Here is a 14,117-nt window from a genome sequence, read left to right on the forward strand (position 1 = left end):
ATGTGGTAACGTCCACTGTGTATGGCGTAGTGAGGCGCGCCTCATGGAAAGCCATTGTTGCGCCTCATTAGCTATACACGCTGTTGTATGTAGTTTCGTGTGTAGTTCACGTAGACTTGACTAAATATACATAAAATCGGCGAGGTGCGACAAACAGTGGACGTTGGTATGTAATTAGTAGAAAGGAAGCGTTTGCAAAACGCGATTCTACGTGCCGCAGGCAATTACATACCAACGGTCTCGGCTATGATTTCGTTGTGGAATCATCTGCAGGATTATTCCGCTTAGAAATCAGCCCTTGATTTATACTTTTATTATGGTGTGGCACAAAACCATAATGAATTATAGCCATTGTTGTACCATGTTATTTTTTAATTCGATTATATTTTTTTAGAGTTTCTATGAGTAAATCATGAGGAAGTGCATATGCTGTATTTCCATTAATTCCTTCCATTGTTTCAGCCGCTACCATTGCATTAATAATCGCTTCCTCTACAGCCTGCACAGTTGCTTCGAAAACTGGCGTAATTTGGTCATTCGACATTGATTTTACGGTCGTGGTTTCATCTCGATTAAATGCGTTTTCATTTGCAGTTGAGAAAGCTAAAAAAATATCTCCTGAACCATTACTTCCTCGTCCGCCTACAATTCCAACTCCTAAAGGAATTCTTTGGGCTATTCTTTTCAGTTGATGTGGTAAAAGAGGTGCGTCAGTTGCTACTATTACTATTATTGAACCATCACCTTCTTGTCTTCTTGACTTTGGTGGTGCCTTAAATTTATAGTTTAAAGTATCTTTTAATTCAATTCCAACAGGAACACCAGCAATTGATAAGTTTCTTTTGGCTCCAAAATTTGATTGAACAATTGCTCCAACTGTATAGGTAGAATCCTTAATTTTAATTACTCTAGAAGAAGTTCCTGTACCACCTTTAAAACCCAAGCACATCATACCAGTTCCTCCACCAACGTTTCCTTCAGCAATTTTTCCACTTGAAGAATTCTCTATAGCTTCTAAAACGTGTTTTTCTTTCACGTGAAATCCGTAAATGTCATTAAGAAATCCATCATATGTTTCCGCTACTACTGGATAGGTGTACCACCAGTTATCTCCGCTATACCAATCTGTATCAACAAACCATTTCAGTACAGCTTGTCTTACCTCTCCAACACTATTGGTATTTGTAATCATAATAGGTGTTTCTAAGAAACCAGATTCTGTAACCCAAGTTGTACCTGTCATTTCTCCATTTCCATTAAGACTATACCAGTTAGCATAAACCGGGCTAAATTTTTTAGCTTTTCCTCTGGGAAATATCGCTGTTACACCTGTTCTTATAGGTCCTTTGCCAACGATATTTTCTCCATTTCCAGAAATAATTGTGCTGTATCCAACCTCTACACCTTTAACGTCCGTTATGGCATTAAATTCACCAGTTTTACCAATAAATGGAATTCCTAAATCTCTCGCTCTTGGTTTTTGAGCATAAGATTGAGAATAAATTAGGAATACTAAAAAAACTATAAATACTTTTTTCATATTGGTTGGCTTTTAATGTGGTACAACGTCCACTGTGTAAGGCGAGTGAGGCGCGCCTCACGAGAAGCCATAATCGCGTCTCATTTGTTATACATACAGTTGTGTGTAGTTTCGTGAGGAGTTCTCGTAGACTTGACTAAATATACAATAAAATTGGGAGGCGAGATTAACAGTGGATGTTGGTGAGTAATTAGTAGAAAGGGAGCGTTTGTAAAACGCGATTCTACGTGCCGCAGGCAATTACTCACCAACGGTCTCGGCTATGAGTAGTTGCGTGTTTTAGCACTTAACTTTGCAAGTACCCACCAAACTGGAAATCCTCGCGGATTTTCAGAAGTAGGCGAGAACAAGCAATTACTTATAGCCATTGTTGTACTTTATTGCTGATCGTAAGTTTTAATCAAGTATTACATTTTCATAACCTCTCTTGGTTTCAGATTCAATTATAGTTATTTCACCTTTACAAGATTTTAATATGGCTAATAAATCTAATTTTTTTATGGACTGATTTTTATATGTTTTATAGTAATATATCTTATTCTTTGTGTCAACAGCAGATGTCCAAACTGTGTAATCAGTATGGGCATCTTTAGTTGCATTATCTCTAATTGCTCCTTTAGGAATATCAAATGCATTTAATATATGAAAAGCTCTAAAAATTCCTTCTTCTTCATTAGCAGAGGGTAGTGCAGTATTAGCAAAAGCAGCAGCCCTAACAAAACGAGATGGAGAAGTGTAGTCTCCTGGCATACCTAACATTCCAGTTCCTTGACCCATTCCTTTGATTTTTTCATTATTTACATTAAAACCTTGTCTATTATTTGGTGTTAAATTTACGTAATTTCTTAGGTTTGTTAAATGCCAATCATAGGTAGGGTTATTACATACAGCATTTACAGTATTTTCGTGAACTTTTAATCCTTCTTTAGTATACTCTATAACAACAGATCTTCCAGTTGCGTCAGTTACAGCATAATGAAAAGGAGCTTCGCCCTGTATAACATCAATGAACGATCCAACAACAGTAACCTTTTTTAGTCCTTCAATAACTTCATCAATAGTAGCAAAGCTACCTAGAACATAGTTGCCTAATTCTTCACTAGAAACAGCGTTTGATTGGTTGCTAGAAGTTAGTTTTTCGTATTGTGCATCTCCGCTAAAATAAAAGCAACCTAAATATAAACCTGCTTCATTTACGCCATCAACAACAATGTTTTTTTCAACAGCATTCATTCCTGCAAAACCGTATTTTGCTTTCATTTTATAGCCATCTTTTCCATCAACAAAACTTAAGAATGTTATATCAGATCCTTTAGGTATTATTAGTAATTTAGATTTAATGTCAAATCCAAATTCCATAGTTCTTGCAGGAATAGTTACTCCGTTTTGTGTTTTAATGATGATACCAGTACATGCGATTCCAATTTGATAAAATAGCATTATTAGTGCAAGAAAAGTAATTTTTAATTTTTTCATAATTATAATTTTTAAGTACAACGTCCGGTTTGTGTATGATTAGTTGCGTGGTTTACGCTACTAATTTAGCAAACAAAACCGAGTCTGAGAATGTTTCGAAGGAATATTCCAGATGAGCCCAAGCCAAGCAATTAATTATACACGGTGTTATATAGATACTGCACTCAGTTACTCTGAAATTCACTGAAACCCTTTGAATACAGTGCTTTACAGGTTTTGACTAAACTAACATAATGCAACAAAATGCGCTAAAATGCTTGTTTTGTTGTACCTATTGTTGTACCTTAGTACTCGGTTGCACCGCATTGCATCCCTTTAAAACCAGTACTTTATGTCTTCAATAAAACTAATTTTAAGAAATAACAAAGTAGATAAAGCAGGTGAAGCACCTCTTTATTTAAGAGTTATCAAAGACCGTAAAACTAAATTCATTTCGTTAAGCCTAAAATTAAAGCCAAATGAATGGGATGAAGATAAGCAAAAAGTAAAGAAGAATCACAGCAATTCTACAAGGCTAAACGCTTATATTTCTCAAAAGGTTGCAGATGCAAAAGGCGAGATTGCAGACCTTGAAAGAAGAAACCAATCTACAACCGCAAGAAAACTAAAAGAGGCCATTAAGGGTAAACCCTTAACGAACTTTTTTGACTACTCTGATAATCTTTGCGAAAAGCGAAAAGACACTTTAGCCTATTCAACGTATAAGAATTACAAAACCTATTTAAAGAAATTTGAAAAGTTTGTAGGGCATAGAGAATTGATGTTTGAAGATATTACAGTTACAATGTTAAAAGATTTTGCATCCTATTGCAGTTCTACATTAGGTAACAATAACACAACGATTAATTTCTCTTTAAAGATTATGAAGATAATGTTTAAGGAAGCACAAAAAGAAGATTTAATACCTTTGGATTTATTTCCCTTTAACAAGTTCACAGTAAAAAAAGAAAAGAGTACAAAACGCTATCTATCTGCGGAACAGTTTCAGGACTTTATGGGTTTAGAAGTTCCAAATAAAGACAAAGCACAGATTATAAAAGATATGTTTATATTTTCAGTCTTTGCAGGTGGTTTAAGGTTTGGTGATATGCTAGAGTTAAAATGGAAAAATTACGATAAGAAAAACGGTAAAATCACAAAGGTTATCAGAAAAACAAACAGACAGCACAGCGTTAGAATAGGTCAAAAAGCGGTTGAGATATTAGAGAAGTATCAACAAAAAGACCAGAAACAAGAAGATATAATTTTTCCTTTTGCAAATATTGATAAAACCTATTTTACAGATAAAGAGCATAGAAATTTAATAACCGGAAGAGCCATAGCATTAAGCAATATGTATTTAAGAAAAATGGGCAAACGTTTAGAACTACCTTTTAATTTATCGTTTCACATAAGCAGACATACATTTGCTACTAGGGCATTAAATAATGGTATGCGTATAGAACACGTTTCTAAATTGATGGACCATTCAGATATTGGTATTACGCAAGTGTATGCAAAGATTATTAGTAGTGAGTTAGATAATGCAGTAGATAAATATATTAATTAGTTTATGAAGGAAATTGTTTTTGATAGTTTTAAAAGCACACTTCAAGAAGTGAAGATTTTAAATAATATCGTTGTAAAAGAAAAAATTAGTAAGTCTGAATTAGAAGAAAGTTTAAAGCAAGCGCAGAATTTATTATTTTCTAGTTACAGTAGCTTGAATATTTTTGCTGAATCAGTTAAAAGTTATATATCTGTAGGGTATAAGATTACACCTTTTGATAAAAAAGAGAAGAAACAAATATCAAAAATTGAAGCTAAAATAATTTATAACAAATTATTAGGCATCATAAACACGGAACTAGAAAAAGATATTATTGTATCAACAGAATCATTAATTCTTCAAAGTCAAGTTTCTTCATTAGGTTTAGCTTTTATTTCGGCTTCAATAGATGAAAATCTAAAAAATTTTAATGACGAATTAAATATTGGTAAATTAAAATCACAAGAATTATCAACAGCACTAAATAAATATTTTGCTGCTATAATAGGTTATATCCAAGATATTTTATTGTACGACATTTATTTAATCTTTGAAAAACCAGAGATTACCTATATCCAAGAACTCGTATTTACGAGCGACTACAAAAAAGAATACATAGATAAATGGTTGAACTGTACTGTAACTTTTAATGAATTAAGAAGAAATAAAAGAACAGATCATTGGGCTGAAATATATAAGCTAAAATTAGAATTTGAACAAACAGAAAAAATAGAAAATCATCAAAAAAAACTTTTTAATGAACGTATTGAAACAGAGATAAGGAGTGCTATAACTGATTTTGATGAATTAGAAGATGACGTTAAAAAGGAAGCATTAAATAAAGAGATTAAATTAATACAAGACTTTTTTAATAGTAATACATCAAAGACTGTTGTAAAAAGACTCAAAAATATTTTAAGTTTTTCAAAGCCAAAAGAGGTTGTTCTAGAGTATGATAATATTTTAAGAGATAGGTTATTGTTGAGTGATTTTAATGTTTACGAAGTTGGTAAATCAAATTATTCATCAGCTTTTGTAGCATCTTTCTTTATGCAGTATTTAGATAAATTAAAAGAATATTTAGAATCACTTAACAATGAAGTAAATACTAATAAAATGATAAACGAACAATTTCAATACGACAACTTCAAAGATTTATTATTAGTAGAAGAATTAGAAAAGCGTTTAGCGATTGAAGCTGTTGAGTACAAAAAGAATTGCGATGACTATTGGGAAACTTATACTTTCGACCCAACCTATTTTGATACGTTTATTTCTGGTGAGTTGTACACTATATTTTTAAACGCCATATATGAAAGAATAAAGCCTTTAAATGACTTTGAAATTAATAAATACCTAACACTATCAGTAAATCAATTTAAGACGCATACACCAACAAAAAGAGCTGAAATATTTAAAAGAATTTATAATGCCACATATTGGTATCCAAATTATATGGAGTATGAAGAATATGAGTATGAAACTAAATATGTAATGCACGTTTGGAAGCATTACGCAAATCATTTCCACTTATTTAAGGAAGCTACAGAAAACGTATTACAGGACTTTAAAAAAGGCTTAATTGGTAGTGGCAGAAAACAACAAGTAATTGAAAAACCAAAGCCTAAAACAAAATCAAAGCATCACTCATTTACTTATAAAAAATGGCAATTTGAATCTACAAATCTAACTTATTTAAAAGAGTCATTAATTGATAAAAAATTAATAGCATCTGACACAGAATTAAAACACTTTAGAAAAGTATTTAGCGGAGAAGAAATTGAAAAGCCTATTGTCTGGACTGGTAATATTAGCGAACTTTCATATTTCATTAAGCAATTGCATAATGAATTAAAACTTGTTGAGGATTTAAAACAACAGCAGTGGGCAGTAACTATAAACTGTTTTATTCAAGAAAACGGAGAGCAATATAACCGCACTAAATTAAGAACTCAAAAAGTTCCTGCTACATCAAAAAACATTGATATCGCATTAAAAACACTATAATAACACTCTACACTTCAAGCGCAGTATTAAAAAACTTTTTTCAAAAAACACAGTTAATCTCTTTTAGGTTAGCTGTTTTTTTATGCCACTCTACACTCTGCACCTTACTCTAAACCCTTGTTTATGAAGTATTTTTATCCTCTGTTTCTGGCAATCTTTGTTTTCATAATCATAAAATTTTTATCAAATGGAAGCAATTATTCTATCCGCACAACAGTACAAAGAATTAGTAAATCGTTTAGATGTTCTAAACAAAAAACTAGAAGAAAAGCAAAAGTCGCCTAACGACACTTTTCTAGACAATCAAGAATTTTTACAGCTAATGAATATTAGCAAAAGAACAGCGCAATCCTGGAGAGATGAAGGTAAAGTATCATTTTCTCAAATAGGCTCAAAAATCTATTACAGAATGAGCGATGTTCAGAAGCTTTTAGACAAAAACTACAAAGCAGCATTTTCTAACAAACGTAAATATTAATTCTAAAATGTAAAAAGTTATGAAAAAAGCTGTACCAATAAAACCAGAATTTGAGAGTTTAGAAGAGCCTAATACCATTATGCAACACGTTAAGAAATTAATAGAAAAAGAAGAAATTAAACACACTACAATTTTATCGAAATTATTAAAAGAATTTAAACCTATTGATTTTGAAAAAATAGCGAATCCAAGTGTTCACGATAATTTTAAACTTTCAAACAAACACTATTCAATTATTTCAATTGATACTGTATTAAAAATTGCTAAAAGCAATAATTGGGGTTTATGTAAAAATCATAGTTTCATTTATTTATATAACGGTTCCTATTGGAATGAAATCGACAAAGAAGCATTTCAAAAGTTTTTAGGCAATGCATCAGAAATTATGGGTGTACCATTATTTTCTGCAAAGTATTACAAATTCAAAAAAGAATTATACGAACAATTTTTGGCAACTGCTTACTTGGAAGCTAAACCAACATCAGCAGATAATGTTTTGATAAACTTAAAAAACGGAACATTTGAAATTAACACAAAAGGCACACAATTAAGACCTTATAATTCAAATGATTTTATCACATATCAATTACCATTTGAATACAATCCAGAGGCGCAAGCACCTCTATTTAAAGCCTATTTAAACGAAGTGTTACCAGATATAGAACGTCAGAATGTATTGGCAGAATATATAGGTTTTGTATTTATCAAACACAATAGTAATCGGTTAAAAGAAGAAAAAGCATTAATACTTTACGGTACAGGTGCTAATGGTAAATCTGTATTTTTTGAAGTGATAAGTGCTTTATTAGGTGATGAAAATATAAGTAACTATTCTTTGCAAAGTCTTACCAATGAAAACGGATATTTTAGAGCAAAGTTAGCGAACAAGTTAGTGAATTACGCATCCGAAATTAATGGAAAATTAGAGAGTTCAATATTTAAACAATTAGTATCTGGCGAACCTGTAGAAGCGCGCTTACCTTATGGCGAACCATTTACATTGAAGCAATACGCAAAATTGATATTCAATTGTAACGAATTACCAAAAGAGGTAGAACAGACAAACGCCTACTTCAGACGATTTTTAATTATTCCTTTTGATGTTACTATTCCACCTGAAAAACAAGATAAAAACCTACATAATAAAATTATAGAAAAAGAATTATCAGGTGTTTTTAATTGGGTTTTAGAGGGGTTAAATAGACTGTTAACACAAAAAGGATTCTCTAATTGTAGTGCAGCAGAAGAAGCAGTTGCAGACTATAAAAAACAATCGGATAGCGTTAAAATGTTTATTGATGAAAACGACTATACTATTTCGCCAAATGAATACACACTCATAAAAGAAATATATCCACGTTATCGCCAATATTGTTCAGAAGATGGTTATAGACCTGTAAGCAAAGTTAATTTATCTAAACGTCTAAAGAACTTAAATATCATAGTTGAACGTGTTGCAGGTAACAAATTAGCAGCATTTATAACAAATGAAATTCCCTATTAAAAAAAGATGTTTATAAGTAGTACTTAAAGTAACTAAAATAACAAGCAGAGTTACTATAGTTATTAAAGTTACCCTTCAAGAAAAACTTTTTATGCACCAATACAAATACATATTCGAAAAAGGTAGTAAAAAACACCAATGTCCTGCGTGTCATAAAAAACGCTTTGTAAGGTATATTGATGTTCAAACAAAAGAATATCTTCCAGAAATATATGGAAAATGCGACCGAGAAATGAATTGCGGTTATCATCTAAATCCCTATAAAAATGGATATGCAAAAGACAATAAGATTAAGAGTGAATTTAACTATCAAACTATTAAACCGTTAGTAAAACCAAAAAGAGTATGTATTCCAAAAGATGTATTTTATAAAACAAGAAAAGCGTATGAAGAAAATACATTTATACAGAATTTACTAAACAATATAGCATTCCCTTTTGAGTCAGAAGATATTGAAAAAATAATAGCACAATATCATTTAGGTACAATAATAAAAGGCTATCGTAAAAGTGCAACAACATTTCCATTTATTGATATAGATAATAATGTAAGAGCTATCCAAGTAAAGCAATTTGATAAGAACAACCATACAATAGGTACAGATTTTTTACACTCAATTATAGAAAAGTATTACAGCCATAGCAACCAACAAATCCCTAATTGGCTAAAGGGTTATAATAAAAACGAAACTAAAGTTTCTTGTTTATTCGGCGAGCATCTATTAAGCAAATATCCTTTAAATCCTGTTGCATTAGTTGAAGCACCAAAAACAGCAATTTATGGTACATTATATTTCGGTTTTCCTAACAACCCTAAAAACTTATTGTGGTTGGCAGTTTATAATTTAAGTAGTTTAAATATTAATAAGTGTAAAGCATTAAAAGGTAGAAACGTGTATTTATTTCCAGATCTATCAAAAGAGGGTAAAGCATTTAATTTATGGTCTAATAAGGCGCAGAAAATTCAACAACAATTAGATAATTCATTTTTTAAAGTTTCCGATTTATTGGAAGAACTAGCACCAAACCAAGACAAAGAAGAAGGTAAAGACATTGCAGATTATCTCATAAAATTAGACTGGCGAGAGTTCAGAGAAAGGCAAATTAGGGTGTCAGTTCCTTATCCAACGATAATAAAAAAAGTAGAAGTTAATAACCCTATATCAAGTTTTGGTAGTGGAAAACCACAAGCTGCATCAGAACCAAGTATAATTCAGAATAATACTTGTTTTGAAGGAATTATAAGTATAAAAGAAAAACTCATAAATTGGGATGATGAAATTAAGGAATTAGAAACGTTTTTTAAATCTAATAAAATACCTTTAGCACCAATTCAATTAAACCAATGTAGCATAATTATAGATGTTTCAAAATTTATAAAAAGCCACTTGTCAACAGTAAAAGCTCAAAATGGTAATCCAATATATTTGTCTTATTTAGAAAGGTTGTTTAAATTAAAAGATTACATCTATCTTTAAGCAGAAATATCCATTTAACTTAAGTAAGTATGATTGATGAAATACTAAAAAGTATTGATTATAAAGAAGATGATAAAACCTTGAAAATATTTAATCTTATAAAACCAGAGGATGAATCATTAAGTAAAAGTACTTTAATAAAAATATTAAAATGGAAATCCCCAAGACCATTAAGATTTTATAATGAAAATGAGGAAGAAAATATTAGAAATATTACTGCATTAGCTTTCCAACAGAATGACGACAGATTAAAAATACATATTTTAACTGCATTGAAAGGTGTTAATTACCCATCCGCGTCAGCAATTTTAATGTTTAAAAACCCTGAATATTTTCCTGTTTTAGATATTAGAGTTTGGAAGCAATTATATAAGAATAATTTAGTTTCTGTTAATCCTCGTGGTATAGGCTTTACATTAGATCAATGGATTTCTTATATTAAAATAATTAGGTCTTTAGCTAAACAAAATAGTATGTCAGTTAGAGAAGTAGAAAAGAAGTTATTTGATTATGACAAGTTAACGCAAGAAGGCAATCTTTACTAATTCTTTTTTTTCTTTAGTTGCTTTTATTTAAAAAAGTTTATTATATTTGGACATAATTTGTCAAGACATAATATTTCTATGAATACTTTAAATAGTGTCGGTTCTCAAATAAGAAAACTGCGTGAAGATGCTCAAATGCCTTTAAGAAAACTTGCTTCATTACTTGATATAGACCAGTCTACATTAAGTAAAATAGAGCGTGACGAGAGGAGGGCAAATATACAATTACTTGAAGAGGTCGCAAAGATTTTTAGCGTACATAAAAAATCTTTGTTGGTAAATTTTTATAGTGATTTAATATCTTATGAAATTGAGGATGAAAAAGAGTATTCTGAAATTTTAAAAGTAGCAGAGGCAAAAATTGAATATAAGCGAACAATTAAATCAAAAAGCTGATGGAGAAAGTAATTACATTTTTACAGGACTATGAAAAGGAGTTAATTGTAAGTTATATTTTAAATGAATATAAGTTATCTCAAAACGAGAATGCTTACAGTGATGATACAATTCATTTAATTAATGCAAATTTGCATTTAACTGATAACACAAATTTAGCCTTTAAAGCTCATAAGGATTTAATAGGAGGCCTCATTAATTATTATACCCACAATAATTTTAGCATTGAACATAATGCTGAACATTTTTTGTTATATACAAATGAGAACATAAAGATAGAAATATTAAAATGTTTAAAATTAGAAGATATTCCATATATAGTTGAAGAATTACATATTAGGTTTTTAAATTCTCAATTTTCTTATTCTCAAGGTCAATTAAATAGGGCTAAATCAAAACACTACTTAAAAGAGTATGGTGCTGTTTATACTTTAAAAAGGATTACTAACGAAATGGTTGTTAAAACAGTTTCAAATGCTCTTAAAAACACAGATTTAAAAGATTTAAAATGTTTAGACTTTGCAAGTGGTACAGGTAGGTTTTATTTTGAAGCTATTAAAATTTTAAGAAAAAAGTATTCATTAGAACTAAAAGATATTGTTTGCAAACATCTCTATGCTGTTGATGTTGATGAGGTGGCTTTAAACATTTTAAAATGTAAGGTTATTTCTTTATTTGATAATATCGATGAAGATATTTTATTAAGTATTTCAAGAAATATATTACATCGCAACGCACTTATACCAAATACATCTTTACTATCTAATTCTAATATATCATTTGATTTTTCAAAAGATTTTAAAGAAGTATTTAATATAGGTGGGTTTAGTGCCATTTTTTCAAATCCACCATATTATTTACTAAAGGTTAACAATAAAAAGAGTAATGTTCTTAATGGCTATTTTACAAATCTTAAGAGTAAAATTAAATCAGAAATTCAATTTTTTAAAACATCTGGTGTTTATAATTATTCAATAGAAGGTATGTTAAATTACTATCAACTTTCTATTGAAATGATTTTAAAATTAACCAAAGAAAACGGAGAAATAGGTGTTATTTGTCCATCTTCTATATTTGCAGATTTAACTGCATCAAGATTAAGGAAGTTTTTATTAAACAATAACACTTTAAGATTTATAAGGTATTACCGAGAAGCCTCTAATTTATTTGATAATGTAGCGCAGTCCACAGTTATTTTTTATTTAAAAAAAGGGGGTATTTCAGATAAAATTAAAATTGAACATAACGATGATAAATTTAGGGTTGCATTAAAAACAATCAATAAAGTGTTTGATAAAAACCAAGAAATACCTCTTATTGATGAGGTTGGTTGGTCGATATTATCAAAATTATCAAGTCATAAGAAAATTAAAGATTACACTTTTATAAGAAATAAAAGAGGAGAACTTGATTTAACCCAATATAAAGATTGTATTTTAAAAGGTGAGAAAACTGATTATCGGCTTGTAAGAGGTAATATGATTAAAGAAGATGGTTTAGTTGATAAAAATGACGAATTTGTTTCTATTGATGATTTTGTCAATAGAAAATCTACAGACTTTATTGAAAATGATTTAAACAAGTCAAGACTTATTTGTCAGCAAATATCAAATGTTGATTTAAGAAAAAGATTGAAGTTTACATTTTCAGAGCCAAGAGATATACTTGCTAATTCTTGTAATTATATAAATTCATTAAGAAGCTTTGATGATTTAAAGAAATTACATTTTTTACTAAATAGTGAACTTTTAAATTGGAGGTTTAAAGTTACAAGCAGTAATAATCACATAAACAATTATGAATTAGATGAGTTACCAATTTTAAATTTAGAGCAATTAGATTTAAACAGTTTCAATGGTAATAAATATGAAAATGAAATGCAAATTTGTAAGTTATATGGGTTGAACGAGAGTGAAATTAATTACATTTTAGATAAAGTCCCAAATATTAAATTAGAAGAAATAAAACTATTAAATGAAGTTATATAATCATATATCGCCAAGGTTAAGTGATTTAGAATGGGAAATGGCAAAACACATTCCACCTGGAGGTAATTGGCAAAATATACCTGTTCATTTACCGTCTAAAAGATTAGAGCAAATTAGACGTACAGGAGGAAGAACCACATATTACGGTAGATTAAGATATGATAAGCCGAGTTATACAATAACTACCTATTTTAATAGATTAGGTAATAGTAGTAATCTTCATCCAGAACAGCAGAGAATGATTTCTATTAGAGAAGGTGCACGCCTACAATCTTTTAAAGATAGTTTTGTTTTTTATGGAAGTAAGACATCACAGTACAAACAAATAGGTAATGCTGTACCTACGTTACTTGCAAGAGCAGTAGCTGAAGTTATTTACCCTCATATGGCCAATAAATCAATGATAGATTTATTTTCAGGTGCTGGCGGTATGTCTGAAGGGTTTCTTATGGAAGGCTTTAATGTAATAGGTTCTAATGAACTTGAAAAACATTTTTTTGAAACATATAAGCAAAACCACTCATCAGTCAACAATGAAGATTCTTTAATTTTAGGAGATATTACTGATTCAATAATTAAAGAAAAAATTATCAACTCAAAGAATAAAGTGGATAAAGTAGGTCTTGTAATTGGTGGTCCACCTTGTCAAGGTTTTTCATATGCAGGTTGGAGAAATCCTAATGACACAAGAAATCAGTTGTTTAAAGATTTTGTAGAAGTGGTTAGAGATGTTAGACCGGAAGGCTTTGTGATGGAAAATGTTCCAGGTATATTAACTATGAGAAAAGGAGAAGCTGTAAAAGAAATTATTAGCACCTTTGAAGGTTTAGGGTATAATGTAAACAAACCATTTAAGTTGACAGCAGAAGAATATGGTGTTCCTCAAAAACGAAAAAGAGTTTTTATAGTTGGCACATTAAGTAAAATAAAAATCAATGCACCAAAAGCCTTATTTTCTTTAAAAGATGAAAATTTACCAAACCCAATTACTGTAAAAGAAGCTATTGGAGGTTTACCAAAAATTGAAACTGATTCAGGTGCATTTGAAGTAGAAAGTGAATATAAATCAACTTCCCCCTATGAATCTATGATGATGGGAGAAATTGATTTTAAAGAATTTTATGAATTAATGAAATCTAAAATTAATAATCTATCTTATGTTGTTTAATTATATTTTT

At 30.0% G+C, this 14,117-nt stretch carries 11 protein-coding genes; 9 read left to right on the forward strand and 2 right to left on the reverse strand.

Annotated features, from left to right (window positions below):
* Positions 1-364: 364 nt before the first annotated feature.
* Together BTO05_RS00790 and BTO05_RS00795 are read right to left on the reverse strand one after the other, a co-directional pair.
* On the reverse strand, positions 365-1,540 hold the full coding sequence (locus BTO05_RS00790) for a P1 family peptidase (RefSeq protein ID WP_087490828.1): 1,176 nt from the start codon (positions 1,538-1,540) through the stop codon (positions 365-367).
* A gap of 396 nt (positions 1,541-1,936) precedes the next feature.
* Positions 1,937-3,016, reverse strand: coding sequence for a choloylglycine hydrolase family protein (locus BTO05_RS00795; RefSeq protein ID WP_087490829.1), 1,080 nt, complete (start codon positions 3,014-3,016; stop codon positions 1,937-1,939).
* Between the two features lie 331 nt (positions 3,017-3,347).
* Here BTO05_RS00795 and BTO05_RS00800 point away from each other — a divergent pair, with 331 nt between their 5' ends.
* From BTO05_RS00800 to dcm, 9 genes are all read left to right on the forward strand, one after another.
* Positions 3,348-4,565, forward strand: coding sequence for a site-specific integrase (locus BTO05_RS00800; protein WP_087490830.1), 1,218 nt, complete (start codon positions 3,348-3,350; stop codon positions 4,563-4,565).
* Between the two features lie 3 nt (positions 4,566-4,568).
* On the forward strand, positions 4,569-6,551 hold the full coding sequence (locus tag BTO05_RS00805; RefSeq protein WP_087490831.1) for a hypothetical protein: 1,983 nt from the start codon (positions 4,569-4,571) through the stop codon (positions 6,549-6,551).
* 187 nt (positions 6,552-6,738) lie between these two features.
* Positions 6,739-7,029, forward strand: coding sequence for a helix-turn-helix domain-containing protein (locus BTO05_RS00810; protein ID WP_087490832.1), 291 nt, complete (start codon positions 6,739-6,741; stop codon positions 7,027-7,029).
* A 19-nt stretch (positions 7,030-7,048) separates the two neighbouring features.
* The gene (locus BTO05_RS00815; RefSeq protein WP_087490833.1) at positions 7,049-8,533 is read left to right on the forward strand and encodes a phage/plasmid primase, P4 family; all 1,485 of its coding nucleotides are present in this window, start codon (positions 7,049-7,051) and stop codon (positions 8,531-8,533) included.
* Between the two features lie 91 nt (positions 8,534-8,624).
* Complete coding sequence (locus BTO05_RS00820) at positions 8,625-10,010, forward strand: DUF6965 family protein (protein ID WP_198295245.1); 1,386 nt, start codon at positions 8,625-8,627, stop codon at positions 10,008-10,010.
* A gap of 29 nt (positions 10,011-10,039) precedes the next feature.
* A complete protein-coding gene (locus tag BTO05_RS00825; protein WP_087490834.1) occupies positions 10,040-10,555 on the forward strand; it encodes a hypothetical protein in 516 nt (171 codons plus the stop codon).
* Positions 10,556-10,633: 78 nt separating this feature from the next.
* Complete coding sequence (locus BTO05_RS00830) at positions 10,634-10,951, forward strand: helix-turn-helix domain-containing protein (RefSeq protein WP_087490835.1); 318 nt, start codon at positions 10,634-10,636, stop codon at positions 10,949-10,951.
* Positions 10,951-12,939 (forward strand): Eco57I restriction-modification methylase domain-containing protein, encoded by a 1,989-nt coding sequence (locus BTO05_RS00835; RefSeq protein WP_087490836.1) that lies wholly within the window; start codon positions 10,951-10,953, stop codon positions 12,937-12,939. Before BTO05_RS00830 ends, BTO05_RS00835 begins: the two co-directional genes overlap by 1 nt.
* A complete protein-coding gene (gene dcm, locus BTO05_RS00840) occupies positions 12,926-14,107 on the forward strand; it encodes a DNA (cytosine-5-)-methyltransferase (RefSeq protein WP_087490837.1) in 1,182 nt (393 codons plus the stop codon). Before BTO05_RS00835 ends, dcm begins: the two co-directional genes overlap by 14 nt.
* Positions 14,108-14,117: the final 10 nt, after the last annotated feature.

Origin of the sequence: Winogradskyella sp. PC-19, assembly GCF_002163855.1 — a bacterium.
In the GTDB taxonomy this organism is placed as follows: Bacteria; Bacteroidota; Bacteroidia; order Flavobacteriales; family Flavobacteriaceae; genus Winogradskyella.

Bases quoted from the DNA above. Each gene is read 5' to 3' on its own strand.
- BTO05_RS00790 (WP_087490828.1), bottom strand. From the start codon at position 1,540: ATGAAAAAAGTATTTATAGTTTTTTTAGTATTCCTAATTTATTCTCAA.
- BTO05_RS00795 (WP_087490829.1), bottom strand. From the start codon at position 3,016: ATGAAAAAATTAAAAATTACTTTTCTTGCACTAATAATGCTATTTTAT.
- BTO05_RS00800 (WP_087490830.1), top strand. From the start codon at position 3,348: ATGTCTTCAATAAAACTAATTTTAAGAAATAACAAAGTAGATAAAGCA.
- BTO05_RS00805 (WP_087490831.1), top strand. From the start codon at position 4,569: ATGAAGGAAATTGTTTTTGATAGTTTTAAAAGCACACTTCAAGAAGTG.
- BTO05_RS00810 (WP_087490832.1), top strand. From the start codon at position 6,739: ATGGAAGCAATTATTCTATCCGCACAACAGTACAAAGAATTAGTAAAT.
- BTO05_RS00815 (WP_087490833.1), top strand. From the start codon at position 7,049: ATGAAAAAAGCTGTACCAATAAAACCAGAATTTGAGAGTTTAGAAGAG.
- BTO05_RS00820 (WP_198295245.1), top strand. From the start codon at position 8,625: ATGCACCAATACAAATACATATTCGAAAAAGGTAGTAAAAAACACCAA.
- BTO05_RS00825 (WP_087490834.1), top strand. From the start codon at position 10,040: ATGATTGATGAAATACTAAAAAGTATTGATTATAAAGAAGATGATAAA.
- BTO05_RS00830 (WP_087490835.1), top strand. From the start codon at position 10,634: ATGAATACTTTAAATAGTGTCGGTTCTCAAATAAGAAAACTGCGTGAA.
- BTO05_RS00835 (WP_087490836.1), top strand. From the start codon at position 10,951: ATGGAGAAAGTAATTACATTTTTACAGGACTATGAAAAGGAGTTAATT.
- dcm (WP_087490837.1), top strand. From the start codon at position 12,926: ATGAAGTTATATAATCATATATCGCCAAGGTTAAGTGATTTAGAATGG.